Source organism: Oceanobacillus iheyensis HTE831, assembly GCF_000011245.1.
GTDB classification, from domain to species: Bacteria; Bacillota; Bacilli; order Bacillales; family Amphibacillaceae; genus Oceanobacillus; species Oceanobacillus iheyensis.
This window is the reverse complement of the sequence record NC_004193.1, coordinates 3,449,001-3,466,398: the sequence shown is the minus strand read 5'-3', so window position 1 is coordinate 3,466,398 and position 17,398 is coordinate 3,449,001. Positions and strand designations below refer to the sequence as shown.

21 protein-coding genes are annotated in these 17,398 nt (G+C 39.7%); 11 read left to right on the top strand and 10 right to left on the bottom strand.

Annotated features, from left to right (window positions below):
* The first annotated feature begins 86 nt into the window (after window positions 1-86).
* From OB_RS16955 to OB_RS16930, 6 genes are all read left to right on the top strand, one after another.
* Complete coding sequence (locus OB_RS16955) at window positions 87-1,241, top strand: iron-containing alcohol dehydrogenase family protein (protein ID WP_152023724.1); 1,155 nt, start codon at window positions 87-89, stop codon at window positions 1,239-1,241.
* Window positions 1,238-2,059: a MetQ/NlpA family ABC transporter substrate-binding protein gene (locus tag OB_RS16950; RefSeq protein ID WP_011067724.1), complete on the top strand. Its 822-nt coding sequence runs from the start codon at window positions 1,238-1,240 to the stop codon at window positions 2,057-2,059. Before OB_RS16955 ends, OB_RS16950 begins: the two co-directional genes overlap by 4 nt.
* 39 nt (window positions 2,060-2,098) lie before the next feature.
* Window positions 2,099-3,136 carry a methionine ABC transporter ATP-binding protein gene (locus OB_RS16945; protein ID WP_011067723.1) on the top strand — a complete coding sequence of 346 codons (1,038 nt, stop codon included), beginning with the start codon at window positions 2,099-2,101 and terminating at the stop codon, window positions 3,134-3,136.
* Complete coding sequence (locus tag OB_RS16940; RefSeq protein ID WP_041544370.1) at window positions 3,111-3,782, top strand: methionine ABC transporter permease; 672 nt, start codon at window positions 3,111-3,113, stop codon at window positions 3,780-3,782. The genes OB_RS16945 and OB_RS16940 overlap by 26 nt, the downstream gene beginning before the upstream one ends.
* Window positions 3,783-3,863: 81 nt before the next feature.
* Window positions 3,864-4,058, top strand: a complete 195-nt coding sequence (locus OB_RS16935; RefSeq protein WP_011067721.1) for a helix-turn-helix domain-containing protein — start codon at window positions 3,864-3,866, stop codon at window positions 4,056-4,058.
* Between the two features lie 250 nt (window positions 4,059-4,308).
* The gene (locus tag OB_RS16930; RefSeq protein WP_011067720.1) at window positions 4,309-4,593 is read left to right on the top strand and encodes a hypothetical protein; all 285 of its coding nucleotides are present in this window, start codon (window positions 4,309-4,311) and stop codon (window positions 4,591-4,593) included.
* Window positions 4,594-4,831: 238 nt separating this feature from the next.
* Here the strand turns inward: OB_RS16930 and OB_RS16925 are convergent, their stop codons facing one another.
* The 5 genes from OB_RS16925 to OB_RS16905 all read right to left on the bottom strand — a co-directional run bounded on the left by OB_RS16925 (window position 4,832) and on the right by OB_RS16905 (window position 6,771).
* Window positions 4,832-5,038, bottom strand: coding sequence for a hypothetical protein (locus tag OB_RS16925; protein WP_011067719.1), 207 nt, complete (start codon window positions 5,036-5,038; stop codon window positions 4,832-4,834).
* Between the two features lie 37 nt (window positions 5,039-5,075).
* Window positions 5,076-5,276, bottom strand: coding sequence for a PF20097 family protein (locus OB_RS18685; RefSeq protein ID WP_231846968.1), 201 nt, complete (start codon window positions 5,274-5,276; stop codon window positions 5,076-5,078).
* 206 nt (window positions 5,277-5,482) lie between these two features.
* The gene (locus tag OB_RS16915) at window positions 5,483-5,671 is read right to left on the bottom strand and encodes a hypothetical protein (RefSeq protein WP_041544367.1); all 189 of its coding nucleotides are present in this window, start codon (window positions 5,669-5,671) and stop codon (window positions 5,483-5,485) included.
* Window positions 5,672-5,926: 255 nt separating this feature from the next.
* The gene (locus tag OB_RS16910; RefSeq protein WP_011067717.1) at window positions 5,927-6,190 is read right to left on the bottom strand and encodes a hypothetical protein; all 264 of its coding nucleotides are present in this window, start codon (window positions 6,188-6,190) and stop codon (window positions 5,927-5,929) included.
* 245 nt (window positions 6,191-6,435) lie between these two features.
* Entirely contained in the window at window positions 6,436-6,771 is a 336-nt protein-coding gene (locus tag OB_RS16905) for a DUF1048 domain-containing protein (RefSeq protein WP_011067716.1), read from the bottom strand.
* Window positions 6,772-6,796: 25 nt separating this feature from the next.
* Here OB_RS16905 and OB_RS16900 point away from each other — a divergent pair, with 25 nt between their 5' ends.
* Window positions 6,797-7,456, top strand: coding sequence for an SRPBCC domain-containing protein (locus OB_RS16900; RefSeq protein ID WP_160162362.1), 660 nt, complete (start codon window positions 6,797-6,799; stop codon window positions 7,454-7,456).
* Between the two features lie 55 nt (window positions 7,457-7,511).
* On the opposite strand, the gene OB_RS16895 is transcribed toward OB_RS16900, so the two are convergent.
* The gene (locus OB_RS16895; protein ID WP_011067714.1) at window positions 7,512-8,285 is read right to left on the bottom strand and encodes a MerR family transcriptional regulator; all 774 of its coding nucleotides are present in this window, start codon (window positions 8,283-8,285) and stop codon (window positions 7,512-7,514) included.
* 154 nt (window positions 8,286-8,439) lie between these two features.
* On the opposite strand from OB_RS16895, the gene OB_RS16890 reads away from it, so the two are divergent.
* Window positions 8,440-9,075 carry a CPBP family intramembrane glutamic endopeptidase gene (locus OB_RS16890; protein ID WP_231846967.1) on the top strand — a complete coding sequence of 212 codons (636 nt, stop codon included), beginning with the start codon at window positions 8,440-8,442 and terminating at the stop codon, window positions 9,073-9,075.
* Here OB_RS16890 and OB_RS16885 read toward each other — a convergent pair.
* Both OB_RS16885 and OB_RS16880 read right to left on the bottom strand, forming a co-directional pair.
* Window positions 9,072-9,866, bottom strand: a complete 795-nt coding sequence (locus OB_RS16885) for an MBL fold metallo-hydrolase (RefSeq protein ID WP_011067712.1) — start codon at window positions 9,864-9,866, stop codon at window positions 9,072-9,074. The two genes, OB_RS16890 and OB_RS16885, sit on opposite strands and share 4 nt — an antisense overlap.
* A 361-nt stretch (window positions 9,867-10,227) precedes the next feature.
* Window positions 10,228-11,349: an NADH-dependent flavin oxidoreductase gene (locus OB_RS16880; protein WP_011067711.1), complete on the bottom strand. Its 1,122-nt coding sequence runs from the start codon at window positions 11,347-11,349 to the stop codon at window positions 10,228-10,230.
* Window positions 11,350-11,522: 173 nt separating this feature from the next.
* On the opposite strand from OB_RS16880, the gene OB_RS16875 reads away from it, so the two are divergent.
* Window positions 11,523-12,269 carry an SDR family NAD(P)-dependent oxidoreductase gene (locus tag OB_RS16875; RefSeq protein WP_011067710.1) on the top strand — a complete coding sequence of 249 codons (747 nt, stop codon included), beginning with the start codon at window positions 11,523-11,525 and terminating at the stop codon, window positions 12,267-12,269.
* A gap of 624 nt (window positions 12,270-12,893) precedes the next feature.
* On the opposite strand, the gene OB_RS16870 is transcribed toward OB_RS16875, so the two are convergent.
* Window positions 12,894-14,081, bottom strand: a complete 1,188-nt coding sequence (locus OB_RS16870) for a DUF4317 domain-containing protein (protein ID WP_011067709.1) — start codon at window positions 14,079-14,081, stop codon at window positions 12,894-12,896.
* 251 nt (window positions 14,082-14,332) lie between these two features.
* Between OB_RS16870 and OB_RS16865 the strand changes: the two genes are divergently transcribed.
* Entirely contained in the window at window positions 14,333-15,700 is a 1,368-nt protein-coding gene (locus OB_RS16865; protein WP_011067708.1) for an FAD-dependent oxidoreductase, read from the top strand.
* Window positions 15,701-15,758: 58 nt separating this feature from the next.
* Here the strand turns inward: OB_RS16865 and OB_RS16860 are convergent, their stop codons facing one another.
* Window positions 15,759-16,358, bottom strand: coding sequence for a TetR/AcrR family transcriptional regulator (locus OB_RS16860; RefSeq protein ID WP_011067707.1), 600 nt, complete (start codon window positions 16,356-16,358; stop codon window positions 15,759-15,761).
* 186 nt (window positions 16,359-16,544) lie between these two features.
* Here OB_RS16860 and OB_RS16855 point away from each other — a divergent pair, with 186 nt between their 5' ends.
* Window positions 16,545-17,318: an SDR family NAD(P)-dependent oxidoreductase gene (locus tag OB_RS16855; protein WP_011067706.1), complete on the top strand. Its 774-nt coding sequence runs from the start codon at window positions 16,545-16,547 to the stop codon at window positions 17,316-17,318.
* The last annotated feature ends 80 nt before the right edge of the window (window positions 17,319-17,398 follow it).

Genomic DNA, 17,398 nt, shown 5'->3' with positions numbered 1-17,398 from the left:
GTGATGAATGACTTACGTAGTGTAATGTTATGCCTCTCGATTTCACATCGGGAGGCATTTTTTAGTTTCCCGGAAAAATTCACAACATGAGAAAAGAGGAAGGATTTATGTCCACATCGATTGTAAAAGGAGCTCCGGGTCATTATCGGATTGGCGCGGATGTCTTGGAGGAAATTCCTGTACTGCTTGAAGAACTGTCAGTTAATCGTATACAAGTTATCGCAGGGAAGAGATCATGGCAGGCGGCAAAGCCGTATTTGCCTTTTGTATTAGTGAAGCAAGTAGAAGCGAATATCATCTTTATTGACGGTCATACCACGCTAGAAAAAGCGGATAAAATAGCGGATCAGCTTCACCAACATGCGATTGATGCCGTAATTGGTATAGGTGGCGGGACTGCACTGGATATAACGAAAGCCGCAGCTGCTAAAGCAGAGGTTAAATCGGTTTTAATTCCGACAATTGCTGCGACCTGTGCTGCATGGACACCGCTTAGTGTCTTTTACGACAGTAATGGAGCATTTACACACTATACGTATTTTCCATTAGCGACGACACTTGTATTAGTAGAGCCGGCGATTATTGCGCATGCTCCTATCGAATACTTACGAGCGGGGATTGGTGATACGCTGGCAAAATTTTATGAAGCCGACGCATTAATCGAGAGTTTTTACCCGAATGAAGAAGTGCCTGTTCCCGTGAAAGTTTCCCAATTCTCCGCTAGTATTTGTCGAGATGTATTGCTGGAAGACGGAAAAGCAGCACTCGATGCCGTCCGGGATAAACAAGTGACACCGGCATTAATCCGTGTTATCGAGGCGATTATTATAACAGGCGGAATGGTAGGCGGATTTGGCGATAAGGCAGGGCGAATTGCCGGGGCACATTCACTACATAATGGATTAACGGAAGCCAGCGAGGCTCAACACTTCTTGCACGGGGAGCTTGTGGCATACGGCATCCTTGGTCAATTGGCATTCGAACAAAAAGAAGAAGAGCTTTTGCGATTACTCGATTTTTATGATCAATGGCAGTTGCCATCTAGTTTACAGGAGATCGGTATTGATATAACTAATACTGATCTCGTCGAAAGGATTATTCAGAAAGCAATTCTGCCGCAAGAGTCGATACATTTTATGAACCGGGAAGTGACGGCGGAATCTTTAGCAAGTGCGTTACAGCAAGTAGAGAAAAATAATCAAATCTATTACAAGGAAAAAAGAGGAGAGAAAACATCATGAAAAAAGGATTATTAACAGCGATCGTATTTTTAGCAGTAGCACTTTTGGCTGCATGTGGCAGTGAAGAATCTAGCGGGGCAAGTGAAGGGTTGTACGATGATGAAAAATTAGTCATCGGTGTAACGGCAGGACCACATGAAGAGATTCTTGAGAAAGTAACAGAACTAGCAGAAGAGGAAGGCATTAATATCGAGACGGAGGTGTTCACGGATTATGTGATGCCAAATGTTGCATTAGATGAAGGGGAACTCGATTTAAATATATTCCAAACAGAACCGTATTTTAATGCTATTAGAGAAGATAGAAACCTAGACTTAGTGAAATCATTTGATACGGTGACTTTCCCGATGGGGATTTATTCATTAGATGTCGGTGATGTGTCTGAATTGCCAGAGGGAGCAACAATCGGACTGCCTAGTGATCCAACCAATAGCGGTCGTGCACTTTTATTATTTGAACAAGCTGGTTTAATCGAGTTGGATCCGGAGACGGGGATTAATTCCACTGTTCGTGATATTGAAAAGAATAACGGCAATTATGAATTTGTGGAACTCGATTCTGCGCAGATTGCACGTCAGTTAGAGGAATTGGATGCGGCAGCGATTAATACGAATTTCGCCATCGAAGCTGGATTTACTCCAACGGAAGACGCTATTTTCATCGAGCCAAAAGATTCACCTTATATTAACCATGCGGCTGTCAGAGCGGAAAATGAAGACGATGAAATCATCCAAAAACTAGCAGATATTTATCGCAGTGAAGAAGTCAAAACATTTATCGAAGAAGAATTTGGCGGATCGCTCGTTCCTTCGTGGTAAGGATTTTGGCAAAGTGCGTAACGGAAGGAGCATAAACAAATGATTGAATTAACCAACATCACAAAGACATTTGCAGGAAAACAAGGAGATATTCAGGCATTGAAAGATGTTTCTTTATCTGTTGGAAAAGGAGAAATCTATGGCGTGATCGGCTATAGTGGCGCAGGAAAGAGTACACTTATTCGTTGTGTGAATTTACTGGAGCAGCCAGATCAGGGATCGGTAAAAGTGAATGATGTAGAATTAACCACGTTGAAATCAGGAAAACTCCGTGAAACAAGAAGTCATATCGGAATGATTTTTCAAGGATTTAATCTATTAAAAACAGCAACGGTCTACGATAATATCGCTATCCCATTGAAATTAACTGGTCTGAATAAAAAAGCAGTGAAGGACCGGGTACAGAAATACTTGGATATCGTTGGCTTAGCCGACAAGCATGATGCGTACCCGTCAGAGCTCTCCGGTGGGCAAAAGCAACGAGTGGCGATTGCGCGGGCACTGTCTCATGAGCCAGAAGTGTTATTAAGTGACGAAGCAACAAGTGCACTCGATCCGGATACAACGGAAGCGATTTTGGATTTATTATTACGTATTAATAAAGAACTTGGGATTACGATCTTGCTGATTACACATGAGATGAATGTCATCCAGCGAGTTTGCGATCGGGTCGCAGTCATGGAAAATGGGGAAGTGATTGAGGAAGGCTATACGAAAGATATTTTCATATCGCCACAGCTACGGACCACAAAGCGTTTTGTGAATAGTTTATTCTCGCATGACATTCCGGATGATTTAATCGATGGTTTGAGTGAGAATGGTCAAGTAGCTAAATTATCGTTCTTCGGAGAATCATCGGGAGATCCGGCACTTGCGCTCGTAACGAAAAAGTATGATATCTATCCAAATATCTTGTCCGGCAGCATTACACGGATTAAAGATGAAGCATTCGGTCAGCTACTTGTTCACTTTAAAGGAGAGCAAGCGGAAATAAACGATTCATTTCAGTTTTTACAAGACCAACAAGTACATGTGAAAGGAGTGACGTATGATGGAGAAAATCAACGCGTTTCTTGATGCATGGGGTTCGGATTTATGGACGTCAACGATTCAAACATTTCAGATGGTCGGTATCTCTCTTGCCATTTCGGTCTTGATCGGATTACCGCTGGGCATTCTGCTTGTTTTAACGAGACCGGGGAAAGCGCTCAGTAATAAGTTCGTCTATAATGTGTTGAATATCGTGATCAATATTATTCGTTCGGTGCCGTTTATTATTCTATTATTCTTCATTCTCCCTTTTACAAAATTCATTGTCGGCACGTCAATTGGCGTGAAAGGGGTTATTGTTCCATTGGTCGTCTATACGGCTCCTTATATCGCTCGGTTAATGGAGTCTGCCTTACTGGAAGTAAACCGCGGTGTCATTGAAGCATATGAAGCGATGGGGATTAAGACGAGACATATCGTCTGGCATGTACTTGTGCGGGAATCTCGCTCCTCGATCGTTCTCGGGTTAACGATTGCGATCATTGGGCTAATCGGAGCATCGGCCATGGCCGGCTTAGTAGGCGGTGGAGGACTCGGAGACCTCGCATATCGATATGGTCACTTACGGTATGAAGTAGATGTGATGTACGTAACCGTTATTCTCCTGATTATTTTAGTGCAAGGATTACAATCACTCGGCAATTACTTTGCTGCACGATTGAAAAAAGATTAAACTAATTTAACCGAAAATGCCTCTTTTTGGACTTTCATTTCGATTATAAGAATGAGAGAACCAAAAGGAGGTGTTTTTATTATGGAAAGAGATGCGATGTCGGTGAAGGAAATGGCTGTGTATTTGGGGGTTCACCTCGATACGGTGTATAAAATGGTGCGTGCGGGTGAGATACCGCATTATCGTTTGCGCAGCAAGATTCTTTTTTCCAAGGAAGCAGTGGATGAATGGATTGAACAACAACAAAACCAAACCAATCGCCCAACTGATAAATAAAAATCTGGTGAAGATAAGGAGCGAAATAAAGATGAACTATATTAAGCAGCTAAATGCATTCAAGGATTATATGCGGAATGGACCCACCGGAACAGTCGAGTTGCTGTTTGAGAAGGAATTTGATTGGTTTGGGGATGCTGGGTGAGATAGGTTGTAATTATGGTATACTGCGACTAAGGGGATTCATACGATGAGACTAAAGATAATGAATGTTTGAAAAAGAATACAAACCATATGTGGAGGTATAGCTATGTGGGTCATATTAGTTGGCATTGCCATCGTAATAACTTTTCTAAATCTGTATTTGTATTCAATAGGAAAAGATTATAAGCTTGCGATGGCACTGGGATTATCATTTACAACACTAACGCTTTGTGCGGAATACAGCCTCGTCTCTGATTGGGTAGATGCGGAAGATTGGTCAGCTTTAATGGATGTAGTACCTGGTATGGAAAGGGCGTTGTGGTTTTTGACAATTGCTTTTATCTTACTGAATATAACACCTATACTTTTAGAGCGGAAAAGGAAGAGATAATTACGTTTCACTTCATTATCGTGTAGATTTTTATTTAAGTGACCTTTATGTTTCTTTTCCATTGAACAGCAAAGGGTGAAGAAAAGAAACAAAGGGTAGCAGCCTACGGTTTTGTAGGCTGCTATTTTCTTAAGTGGAGGATAGATGATGTTTTATCTAGTATGAAGATTTATTTTTGAGATACTTTGTGCTAATTCGTATCCGTTCGTATTGTTATGTGTGTATGGATAAACCTGCTTTAATGTTTTTCCGCCATAGATCGCTTTATATCAAAAATTCCTATCGACCCACAGACGAATACACCTAATCCTAAAAAACCTGTCAGAAACCAATTGCTTTCCCAAATCGAAATCATAGTGCATAAACAACTTAACGCAATCGCTAACGCTCCATATTTTGCACGCCACTTTTCTAATTTTGTGGTATTTTCATTACTCAAGATCATTCACCTCTAACTCTGATAATAACTTAATTAATATCGTTCAATTGTATTTAAAAATAACTATATTACATTTTTCACATCTCAACGCAGGGATTTTGCCTACTTTAAAAAATGCATCTTTGGTTAATTCTTCACTTCCATAAGTAGAGAAGGCTGAATCAGCTGAATCTGACCAACAAATACGTCGGGAAGAAAAAATATACCCTTGCTTAACCTCATTACTGCATTCAGGACATTTCATACTATCGTTCACCTTAGACTCAACACCTTTCGCTTCTCCATTTTCGTTCTGGAAAATTAAAAAACTTCCTAAACATTCTAAATATAGTTACGATATCAATATAGTTTAGTTTCACATTTTAATAATAAAATTCTTGTGAAAGGGGAGGTGAAAAACTAATACAACAATCTCTTGCGCTATAAGATTAACTATATGTGATTACCTTTCTATATGGTGGTTTTATATTTTCTTTTTACTATAAAGAGCATTAATTGAATAAGAAATACTGTTAATATACTTTTAAAAATAGTATCTCTCCAGTCTTCTGTTGTTTGTCCGTCTATAAGAACTACCCCCAATATAAAACCAACACCAAACAAAAAGAGTAAAATTTCCTTTAAAACTGTTTTTACCATAGTGTAATCAACTCCCAGATGTAATAGAGATTTAATGGTCAATCTAGTGTAAAACAAATTTATCATGTTTGCTGAAGAATTAAAATTTGTTTTTGAAGGAAATATAAAAGTAATGTTGTAGGAATTGATATAGAAGTTGTGCATGTAAAGTAAGTTAAAACTTATTTTTAGCCGCCCACGGAAAGCGGAGTATATTTCTGAAGCGGGTTTCAAAAGCAAATCATTCCGATTTATCTACTAAATCAATACCTCTAATCACCCCAAAAAGTCCTGCAGCGTTAGCATCTGTAAATAATCCTGCTTTTCATGTTTTATTTCTTCTGCCACTTCCGTTAATTGCACCATATTCAGAATGAAGATAGCCTTCGAATAGTTTAGCGCTATTTCTTTTTGCTTTACATCCGGATTTAATTTTTCCTGTGATTTTGCCAAACGAAGATACAGATGCCCCATAAGCTGAATGCTGTTTTCTTCTTTGCAGATGGCAATTCCTTTTTTAATGACAGTGGATAGTGGCAATGCTGCTCATGAGCCAACGAAGGGAAGGCCCCCCAGCCCGCCAAAGGATAAGCGTAGTTATTGCTTGCGCAGTCTTTCTACACATTCATTCGGAAGTATTCATTGCATCAATACATTTTCCCCAACCACTATTTTATTCTTACAGGATATTTAAAAACAATGGAAATGAAATATTACCCGAATGATCGAATCAAACAAAGGAATTCGGCAATTTATGGAATTATTTATATATGGAAAATATATTACTAATCTTCTTTCATCGCTTCATTCACTGTCTGGTTAACCGATTCCTGATAGAGATCCGCGTACGTTTTTGAATCTTTGATTAGTTCGTCGCAGAACGCAGCTACGTCTTCTCCTGTCACTTCAAGCACGTCTTTGCCCATATGAGCACCTTTTTCAAAAAGATCAATAATCCCTGACAGCAAACCAATTCCATCGGTTAGCTCAACAGGGCCGACTTTAAAGAGGTATTTTTGAATTTCTTTATACACAATTTGATAATCTTTTGGAAGTGCTTTTACACGCGCTTTGTGTGCTCGCCATTCTTTTTTGCCTTCGATGATATCCTGTATTCTCATCTACCTTCACCCCCTATTTGCCCAGATGACAGAGCAGCATGTAGAAGATGTACATGTTTCTAGTGTTATTTTCAGTCACACTGCTAAAGATACGGAGGAAGTGAATGCCATTCTGTCACGTGTATCCAAGGCTGGCGGCATCGTGATGAATGAGGGTACCGCAGATGATTGGGGCTACACAGGCCTTTTTAAAGATCCAGAGGGATATACATGGGAACTAATATCTTGGCTCGAAGTGAATGATACCTATACTATCGAGGTCAATAGGGAATATCCGTACAAACCAGAAAGGTTATTTCATGCGTGGACATCTCCTCATGTACTCAAGAACTTATTCGGGCTCACCGAAATGGAAATGGATGTACGCGTAGGAGGGCGCTTTCGATTTGCTACCAATCAAGTTGTGGAATTACCTGGAACGCATACGGAGTCTGGAGAATATAAGGTTATTGAGCCATATACACGTATCGAAAAAAGCTGGAATTATGAAGGGCCCATGTCACCAGACAAAACGCTCCACTCAGAAATAATCCTAGAGTTCAAAGAGACGCAACCAAATGTAACGCAAGTCGTTTTGCGTGAAATAATCGCATCTCTTTGTACCGTTACGAAAAGGAATCAAGCAAGAGATAAATGGACTCAGGCATTGATGGAGCTGGATGCGCTTCTTTCTTTGGATAACTAATGTCGTGTTCGATTTCTAATCAAACAGCGAATAGGAAGCAGTTTGAGAGTCGTCTTTATGAAACAGTGGTTCCCCTTTGTTTCGATTCATTGGTGGTAAAGACGTGTATCGCTGCTTCCAAAAAATGCATTACCTCTTCTTTGACCGGATAGAGGTTCATTTCTTGTGACTTCTCAGGTGACTTACGTATTTCAAAAAATTTCTCACCTAGTTCTTCATTGCCTGCGAATAATTCATCCGATAATATCAACGTATCTTCTGCAATAATCTGACCTTCCTCAGACGCTGGGGTATCTCCCCGTTTCAAACATAGTTCTATTCTTCTAATCAGATTAATCCACTGCTTTACTTGAGGACCATCTTGTTCTAACTTTGGAAGCTTTTCCTTTAAGGTCTCCTGTTCTTGATCATCTAAAAACTGATTCCAATCCGCATCGGTAGGATGCTTCGTTTGTGCTTCTTGTATCAAAGGAATTAATTGCTCCCACTTTAAATCACCCTCCAGCTTCATGCTATGGAGAAGGGCGGTAGTATGATGGACGGATGCGTGAAGCTCCTCTATTTTCTGCTGTAAGTAATCTCGATGTACATAAAGTAACTGCTCAATCGTAATCTCGGAAAGTATTTTCTTAATATTATCTAGAGATAAGTTCGACATTTTTAATATCGTTATTTTCTTCAGTGTTACTATATCGTCATCGCTATAAAATCGTTTACCATACTCATCTTTCTTATTTGGGCTGATTAATCCGATTTGATCATAATACCGTAATGATCGCACCGAAACACCCAGCATTTTAGCAACTTCCCCTGTGGAATAAAAATTCACTCTAATCCCTCCAAAAATAATTGTTGCAGGTTACGCAACGTCACCAATTACACTTAATATAGCATAAAAAAGGAAGTGATGATTCATGAAAAGTGAAAATTCTTATTTTAATCAAAGCGCATGGTCATGGAAGGAATTATTCATGCTCTTGACGTTGGTTCTGGTACTCATCCCATTCTTTATTGAATACCTGTTGATGAACTATTTAACCGAAGTTTTTCAAAACGAATTATATTCGGGAACATTGATCGGATTGATTATGTCGATTATCTTTACCCTTGGCGTGTATTTTATTGCGATAAGGCCAAAGAGCCTTTCTTGGAAGGAAGTAGGTTTTCAGCGATTTTCAACATCTTATTGGGGACCTCTTATCGGATGGACCATGGTTCTAATTATCGGCAGCATTCTGCTAAGTGTTATCGTGGAATGGATATTCAATATGGGGACGGACAACAGCAAGACAGACAGCTTACAAACTCGATTAACTACGATGAATATCGTGATTGCTTTTGTATCAGCTGCAATTATTTCGCCCATTTACGAGGAAATTTTTTATCGTGGTTTTCTGTATCGATGGATTAGAACGAAGTATGGACTGTTAGCGGGGATGTTAATGAGCTCATTCATTTTCATGCTCGTTCATATTCCGACATTCAATTCCTTGCCATATACGTTTTTATCGGGACTGATTTTTGCCTGGACGTATGAAAAAACACAGTCCATATATCCTGCGATGATTATTCATGGACTTTTTAACGGCTTGGCGATTCTTTTGACAGCGACGGTTTAGGGATGGGGGTTTGAGAGAGGCGCCGCTTCAAACTGTTTCATCGCCTTATCTATTGATGTCGAATCTGTGGCCTTGCTAGTAGCGATAAGTTCCTCCCAATATACGTTCATCTCATCTAAATCACATAGAGATTCATGTCCGAGTACGAAATAATGAGCATCATATTTTAGAATGTCTTTGATCATTGGCAATAGAAGCGATTGCTTGTAGTGAAATAAAGAATTTGTTGTTTTTCCATAAGCGCTATCACCTAAAAAAAGGACGTTATCGTCAGGAACATAAATAATAGTGGAATCTTCAGTATGCGTACTTTTAATAGTTTCCAAAGTACAAATCTTGTTTCCTAAATCGAGAGTGAGAGATTCTTCAAATATAATATCTGCAGAATTTAAGAAAAATGAATCTCTCATAGATATTTCGCTTTTTATAATTTCCATGCATTTCGATGACATTATATGTGAATCTACATATTTTTGAAGGGAGTCATCCTCAAACGAATAGCGTTGCCAGTTTTTTAACATTTGATTTGTAAGGCTATTCACGATGATTTTACCTCCAAATTCATTTAATCCTAAGAAATGGTCCCAATGTCCGTGCGTAATAACCAAATACTCCACCTGAGGTATAGTTAAATTCGCAATCTCCTTCAAAAAGTCTTGAGCGTGTTGAACTGAATTACCAGGATCGATTACTAGACTATATTTATCTCCACAAACCAAGCCTATAGTCGGTCTTTCTTTAGCATCATCGTTTGATAAATAATAGATAGATGAATTTATTTTATTAAGCATGTTAATTCTCCTCTTCAATCGAATTTTATATGTTGGGATGGAGAAAATCTACATGCTTTTTCTAGTGCACTTTAAGATAGATTTTCTCGAATTATTTTTTTACCATTGGACTTTACCTCCATTGCATTAATCTGTGTCTTTTAGTTTATGAGGATATTAGAAAAGGATGTTCTAGGTACTGTTTGGTAATTCTGATTATACCAAAAATTATCTTTGAAGGGTGATAAGGCTGGTAAATTTACAACAATTGAAAACGGAATGAAACAAATCGTTGGAGTAGTTGTTTTCTTTAATGTAATGAAAAAACTAAAAAAAGCCATCCCCTACAATAATGTAGAGAACGGACTTTATCATTCTCGGTCTATACTCCAGGAAACCATCCAGGTGCATGGGTAATAACGTTCCAAAGTGGATCAGGGACGACTAATTCTTCCTGTTTGTCTTTATTAATTTCGGTGATAATTTCATCATCTCTTCCTTCGGCAACTTTCTCTACCCAATCAGGATCGATGATAATTTCTCTTCCTATTGCAAGTAGGGGGATCCCCGTATTAAATGCTTTTCGGGCATCTTCTGCTGTATAAATAGAACCAACACCAATCAACGGTACGCGATTATCGATCGTTTCCAGTAAGTAGCTGATCCTCGTTTTATTTAGGTCTTCTACACCTCTTCGGGCTTTGGAGAAAAAGTCCATTAAGGAAACATGTAGATAATCTAACTGTTTATCCGCTAAAACGTCTACGAATTGAAGGGTTTCATCCATCGTAATTCCTGGTGTCTCTGGCTCTTCTGGTGAAAAGCGGTAACCAACGATGAAGGACGCATCCGCATGTTCTGCGACAACGCTTTTTACTTTTTCGATTACAGCAAGCGGGAAAGCCATCCGTTTTTCCAAACTGCCTCCAAATCGATCGTCGCGACGGTTGGAAAATGGAGAAAAGAATTGCTGAAGTAAGTAGCCGTTCGCTCCGTGAATTTCAACGCCATCATAGCCTGCTTCAATGGCTCTGCGTGTCGTTTCGCCAAACGCCTCAATAATTTCCTCGATTTCTGATTCCTTCAAAGGCCGTGGCTCGGCAGCTTCGCTATTTGCTGGAATGTTACTAGCGCTTACGACATCTCCATCTGGAATAAGAGAAGGAGGGCACATTTTTCCACCATGGAAAATTTGTAAAATGGCCTTGGCGCCTTCATTCTGAATTCCTTTTGCCAATTTGCTTAAGCTCGGAATCATGCCATCTTCTACTGCCGAAAATTGGTTAGGGAATCCTTTTCCATTCGGTGTGACATAAGTTGTTGCGGTAATGACCATGCCTACGCCTTTAGAACGGCGAGCATAATAGCTTATCTCCTCATCACTTACTGTCCCGTCTGGATTGGATGAGTAGTGTGTCATCGGAGCCATTACCAATCGGTTCTTTAATTCAAGTCCATTTTTAAATGTTAATGGAGAAAACATATCGTGATTATTTGCATTCATGCTGTACGCCTCCTTGTTAAGATATAGTAGTAAATGGAGGGGGATTTGTATAGAATTTTGCTTGGTTGTGCGAATCGCCTCTACCCTCTAATAAGTGTTACAATAAATATGTTTTATGGTATGAGGAGTTTTTTTAAGGAAATACTTCGTAATGATTAAAAAGGAGTGTACATATGCCAGACTTAAATAATCAAGTCATTCTTGTCACTGGGGCTAACCGAGGTCAGGGAAAAGCAATTGCGCAGCATCTTGCTTCCTTGGGGGCGATCGTAGGGGTTGCTGCTCGGAAAGATGAGGATGCTCAAGAAGTAGCGGAGATGATTGGGGAAGCACATGCTTTTCCCGTTCAATTGGATGTTACAAAAGAATTAGAATGGAAGACAGCAGTCGATGAGATAATAAATAAATTCGGTAGACTTGATGTGTTAGTGAATAACGCCGGAGCACTTAAGCGCAAACCCTTTAAAGAGACAACGCTCGATGATTATCAACAGTTGATCAATGTCAACCAACTCGGTGTCTTCATGGGGATGCAAGCCGTTATTCCACAAATGGAAAAGCAGCAAAAAGGCTCCATTATAAACAACGTATCGATTTCTGCATTTGCTCCAATCAGCCAGTCTTCTGCTTATGCAGCGACTAAATCATCTGTGGTTGCAATGTCAAAAGCTGCAGCGATAGAATTAGGACCAGCAGGAATTCGAGTGAACATGGTTCATCCGGGCGGGATCAAAACCGATATGGTCACGCAAACTGAAGACGTTCCCGCTTATTATAACTCCGTACCGCTCAAGCGAATTGGACAACCAGTTGAAATTGCAAAAGCGATTGCATTCCTTGCGTCTGACGAAAGCTCCTACTGTACGGGAACAGAACTAGTCGTCGACGGTGGAATGACACTCGGCACCGCAGATCAATAAATAAAATTTTAGCAGATGGCCATATTCATAAAATCCCCTCAGGCACTGTTGATAAGCAGCGCCCGGGGGATTATTTACCATAAATAGAGAGCGTCTATTCCCCAAAGCCAATCGAAATGCCAAGCAAATGGGTAATAGAGTCCGTCTATTACCCAAAACTTAAGCAAAATGCCAAGCGAATGGGTAATAGAGCCCTTCTATTACCCAAAAATCAAACGAAGCGCCAAGCAATTGGTCAATAGAGCACTTCTATTACCCAAAAACCAAGCGAAACGCCACACAAATGGTCAATAGAGCACTTCTATTACCCAAAAACCAAGCGAAACGCCACACAAATGGTCAATAGAGCACTTCTATTACCCAAAACTCAAGCGAAACGCCTAGCAAATGGGTAATAGAGCACTTCTATTGCCCAAAACTTAAGCGAAATGCCAAGCAAATGGGTAATAGAGCCCTTCTATTACCCAAAACTTAAGCGAAATGCCAAGCAAATGGTGAATAGAGCTCGTCTATTACCCAAAACTGAAGCGACGCGCCAAGCAATTGGGTGATAGAGCCCGTCTCATCCCGTCTCCAAACGCCAAACTTTTAGTAATTGCCCGCGTCTCTAAAGCCAAACCTCTGCTATTCTTCCTCTTCTGCTTTGTTAAATACGATTTCCGGAATCATTTCAAAGCCTTCGATCATTGTGTTTTCTTCGACTTCGATCATCAGGCAAAGCTTGCCATCCAGATGCATTTGACGGACATAGCGCAGGTCTTGAGGGCAAACAGAAATATCTGCTACTTTTGTTTTGATTTTGATCGACCGTGATGTGTATTTCGGAACAATGCTTGTTGCTTTCAGCTCATATTTTTCATCGTCAATCACCTTTTTAAAAGCGGATTCCACTTTTTCCGGATCGACATCCTGGACCCCGCTGCTCGTTAGAACTTTTTCCACGTCTCGATAATCCAGTTTTGGCGCATCGGGTTCTTCATTTTCTTCCACAACTCGGTGGATTTCATCGTATACATTGGCGAGTGTGGATGTGTTCATCTGGTCACCGGCCACATCCTTTACGATTTCCTCGAATACAATCTTGTCGTCTTCGGCTGTCATGGCTTCATCTGCATTCAATACTTCCTCGATGAAATGATAATCGAGCTCATACGGCTTGCTTGCAGAGTAAAGGACACGATTTACGTTTGCTGCACTATCCGTAAAGCTCGGAAATAGAAATCCGCCGACGGGTGCTTTTAGATTGATGACGGGATCTACGACAAAGTGATATTTGAATTCCTTCTCTACATAGTCAAACAGAAGTTCTTTTTTTGGATCCAGCGTCTTGTTGATGCTGCATAAAATAAAGGGATTGGAATAGACCATATCCCGGCTGCTTTCTTCGGTTTCTGCATTGCTTCGCTTGGAGGGCTTTAAATATTCGCCGTGTATAAAGGTAACGACAATATCCATCTCGTATTGCTTGTCCTTCAGCATTTTTTCCACAAGCTGCAGCATCTGCGCTTTCCATTCTTCCGTATCATTGGTTAGCAATCCTTGATGAAGGATGAGCTGGCTGCTGTCTTCTACATCCTGCTGAAATTTCAGTTCAAATAACTTCTGATCTAATTGACCTGTCAGCACTTTTTTGAAGTTCGTTAAGAAAAGCTCCTGCTGCTCCTGCTCCAGCATTTCAAATGGTGTGCTTTGGTGGTGGTAAATTTCGCTGGATTCTTTCATTATATAAACGTTAAATATATCTTTAATCTTTAATAGATCGTTATTAATCTTAAATTGTTTCTTGATGTCTGCTATATCTTTTTTATTCAAAATGGATTCTCCCCTAATTCATTATCCAAATCACGAACCAAAAAATTGACTCGCATCCTCTCATTTTAACACAATAAGAGGGGGGAATGGTGTGTTCAACTTTATGAAACTTATTATCTTGTGATAAAAATCACATTCCTATTGTGAAAAACTGAACAATCTGCTATACTACCATTAAGAATCCTTCAACCAACGGATTCGTCTTAAATTGTGAAATGCTGAACAAAACAAAAATTGGAGGGTGTTTCGTAATGAAAGTAGCAGTAATTGGATGTACACACGCTGGAACAACAGCGATTAAAAATATAGTAAATCTTTATCCTGATGCAGAGATTGATGTGTTAGAAAGAAATGATAATGTTTCCTTTCTTTCATGCGGGATCGCGCTTTCTGTAGGCGGTGTGGTAGAGAATCCAGAGGACCTCTTTTATGCTTCTGTCCCACAATTTGAGCGTTTAGGTGTACGCATGCATATGAACCATGACGTGATTTCCTGTGACGTAACTGCGAAGCAATTGCAGGCAAAAGATTTAAAAACAGATACAATTAAAAACTATTCCTACGATAAACTAATTATCGCCTCAGGTTCGTGGCCTATAACGCCGCCAATTCCAGGCGCTGATTTGGAGAATGTGTTGTTATGTAAGAACTATGACCATGCAAAAGAAATTATTAACCGATCTGCATCCGTCCGAAATGTAGTCGTTGTCGGCGCTGGATATATTGGTGTGGAGCTGGTCGAAGCTTTTGAAGAAAACGGTAAAAACGTAACATTAATTGATAGTGAAGAACGAATCTTAAATCGCTATTTGGATGATATCTTTACCGAACCTGTGGAAGCGAGCTTTGAACAGCGCGGTGTACAATTAGCACTTGGCCAGACGGTTTCCCAATTTGAAGGAGAAGAAACGGTTGAAAAAGTAATTACCGATAAAGGTGAATATGCCGCAGATTTAGTGGTGATGTGTATTGGATTTAGACCTAATACGGGCCTGTTTAACAATCAATTGGACATGTTGGGTAATGGTGCGATCGTGGTGGATGCATATATGCAAACCAGTGTGAAAGATGTCTTTGCGGCAGGAGATTGCTGTGCTATTTATAACAATGCGACCAAACAGTCTGCCTATATCCCATTAGCAACCAACGCAGTGAGAATGGGCACATTAGTCGCGCATAACCTTGTGCGTCCGGTGATGGCGCATCCAGGAACGCAAGGCACGTCTGGATTAAAGCTATATCATCATAACATTGCTTCAACTGGATTAACAGAAAGTGCCGCGAGTCTTTCAGGTGTTTCGGTGGATAGTGTTGTCTATAAAGATAATTATCGACCAGACTTTATGCCAGAAAACGCCGAGATTCAATTAAAACTGGTCTATGAAACAGAGACACATCGCATCGTTGGTGCGCAGGTGATTTCCGATGCTGATTTCACGCAGGCAATCAATACGATTAGTGTCGGTATCGCCAATAACATGACGGTTGAGCAATTGGCATTGACCGATTTCTTCTTCCAGCCGCATTACAATAAACCAGTGAACTTCCTGAATGAAGTGGCACTAAAAGCAATGGCGAAGAAAGCTGGCAAAACGCAAAAACAAGCCGTTCTTTCCTAAAGGATCGTAACTAGCCACAAGAAGTGTGCATTAAAATAACCACTTTTTCTGCACGCTTCTATTGTTTTCCTATATATTTCACCGAGGCCATATGGGTTTGAGCTAACATGATGACTTCTTTAATTAATTCTTCTTGCGGTGTCTGAAAACCAGTATGAATCCAATGGGCTAATAGACCAAAAAAGCCATACGCTGTGTAACGTTTAAAGTAATCCATATTAACTGGCAGATCATTAATCGTTTTAAATTCAAACTTCTCCTGATACATTTTAAGTATGATCTGCGGGAACCGGGTATGCAGTTTTGGAATGGTATCTACATAATTGAGTAAATCATAGAACTCCCGATTATTATAAATCGATGAGATGATATGAAACGAACCTTGTTTTAATAGATCAGTATTAAATTCTCGCTTTAATTTGTATGGTTTCTCAAAAGATTCCTCTAATAAAGTGAAATTGGTACACAGCAGATCCTCGGCTAATTCAAATTTATCTCTATAATGAATATAGAACGTACTACGATTATACTTCGCATATTGCACGATATCTTTTACAGAAACAGAGTGAAAACCCTTTTCCTTCGTTAAGGCAATCAGAGCCTGTTGAAAGTGCATTTTTGTCCGATCTTTTCTCGGGGTAGATTTATTGGTTTGCATTCACTCCATCTCCTTATCTATCAAAAAATTTAAAGTTACTAGACAATTATACCTAATATGTCTATTAAATACACAATAAGTGTTTTATTGGTGGTTGAACCCACTTTTCATCGTATTATAATAAATTTATAAACACTTTCAAATTCAGTGGATTGTCACATTTATTATAATAGGGGGGAAGAAAACATGAGTAAATTTCAAGATAAAGTAATCATTGTTACAGGTGCAGCAGGTGGTATCGGGAAGGAAGTCGTACGAAAAGTAGCTAACGCACAGGCGAAAGTTGTCTTAGTAGATTTAAATGAAGATGCAATCAAATCCGTTCAAGCTGAGCTTGGTCTTACAGAAGAAAATAGCTTCGTTGTAAAAGCAGATGTTTCAAATGAAGAAAATGTTAAAAATTATGTGGATCAAACCATTGCTAAATTTGGGCGCATTGATGGTTTTGTCAATAACGCTGGCGTTGAAGGTCCAGCTAAATCAATTGAAGAAATTACAGAAAAAGAATTTGATTTCGTTTATGGTATCAACGTAAAAGGCGTACTTTTCGGTCTGAAATACGTATTACCAGTAATGAAAGCACAAAAATCTGGTTCCATCGTCAATACTGCATCCGTAGCTGGTTTAATTGGTTCACCAAGCATGGCACTTTACAACTCATCTAAACACGCTGTGATGGGTCTGAATAAAGTTGCGGCTTTAGAATCAGCAGCATTTAATGTTCGTGTGAACACGGTAAACCCAGGAGTAATTAATACTCAAATGATGCGTAACATTGAATCAAATGTAGCACCAGGATCTGCAGAACAAGCACAAACTGCTTATAATGATGCGGTGCCAATGAAGCGCTATGGAGAACCTGATGAAGTAGCAAATGTCATTGCATTTTTACTTTCTGACGAAGCTTCGTATGTAAGCTCCTCTTCATTCACGATAGATGGTGCTTTATACAACGTGTAATGTAAGGAATAACAAGCACAAAGGCGGTTCGATGAGGACCTAGCTTTTTTATCATGTATGAAATTAAAAAATACTGAGAA

Excerpts from the sequence above, each read along its gene's own strand:
- OB_RS16915 (WP_041544367.1), bottom strand. The coding sequence starts at position 5,671 with ATGGTAAAAACAGTTTTAAAGGAAATTTTACTCTTTTTGTTTGGTGTT.
- OB_RS16935 (WP_011067721.1), top strand. The coding sequence starts at position 3,864 with ATGGAAAGAGATGCGATGTCGGTGAAGGAAATGGCTGTGTATTTGGGG.
- OB_RS16955 (WP_152023724.1), top strand. The coding sequence starts at position 87 with ATGAGAAAAGAGGAAGGATTTATGTCCACATCGATTGTAAAAGGAGCT.
- OB_RS16940 (WP_041544370.1), top strand. The coding sequence starts at position 3,111 with ATGGAGAAAATCAACGCGTTTCTTGATGCATGGGGTTCGGATTTATGG.
- OB_RS16860 (WP_011067707.1), bottom strand. The coding sequence starts at position 16,358 with ATGCAAACCAATAAATCTACCCCGAGAAAAGATCGGACAAAAATGCAC.
- OB_RS16925 (WP_011067719.1), bottom strand. The coding sequence starts at position 5,038 with ATGATCTTGAGTAATGAAAATACCACAAAATTAGAAAAGTGGCGTGCA.
- OB_RS16880 (WP_011067711.1), bottom strand. The coding sequence starts at position 11,349 with ATGAATGCAAATAATCACGATATGTTTTCTCCATTAACATTTAAAAAT.
- OB_RS16865 (WP_011067708.1), top strand. The coding sequence starts at position 14,333 with ATGAAAGTAGCAGTAATTGGATGTACACACGCTGGAACAACAGCGATT.
- OB_RS16855 (WP_011067706.1), top strand. The coding sequence starts at position 16,545 with ATGAGTAAATTTCAAGATAAAGTAATCATTGTTACAGGTGCAGCAGGT.
- OB_RS16950 (WP_011067724.1), top strand. The coding sequence starts at position 1,238 with ATGAAAAAAGGATTATTAACAGCGATCGTATTTTTAGCAGTAGCACTT.
- OB_RS16885 (WP_011067712.1), bottom strand. The coding sequence starts at position 9,866 with ATGCTTAATAAAATAAATTCATCTATCTATTATTTATCAAACGATGAT.
- OB_RS18685 (WP_231846968.1), bottom strand. The coding sequence starts at position 5,276 with ATGAAATGTCCTGAATGCAGTAATGAGGTTAAGCAAGGGTATATTTTT.
- OB_RS16900 (WP_160162362.1), top strand. The coding sequence starts at position 6,797 with ATGACAGAGCAGCATGTAGAAGATGTACATGTTTCTAGTGTTATTTTC.
- OB_RS16875 (WP_011067710.1), top strand. The coding sequence starts at position 11,523 with ATGCCAGACTTAAATAATCAAGTCATTCTTGTCACTGGGGCTAACCGA.
- OB_RS16905 (WP_011067716.1), bottom strand. The coding sequence starts at position 6,771 with ATGAGAATACAGGATATCATCGAAGGCAAAAAAGAATGGCGAGCACAC.
- OB_RS16945 (WP_011067723.1), top strand. The coding sequence starts at position 2,099 with ATGATTGAATTAACCAACATCACAAAGACATTTGCAGGAAAACAAGGA.
- OB_RS16930 (WP_011067720.1), top strand. The coding sequence starts at position 4,309 with ATGTGGGTCATATTAGTTGGCATTGCCATCGTAATAACTTTTCTAAAT.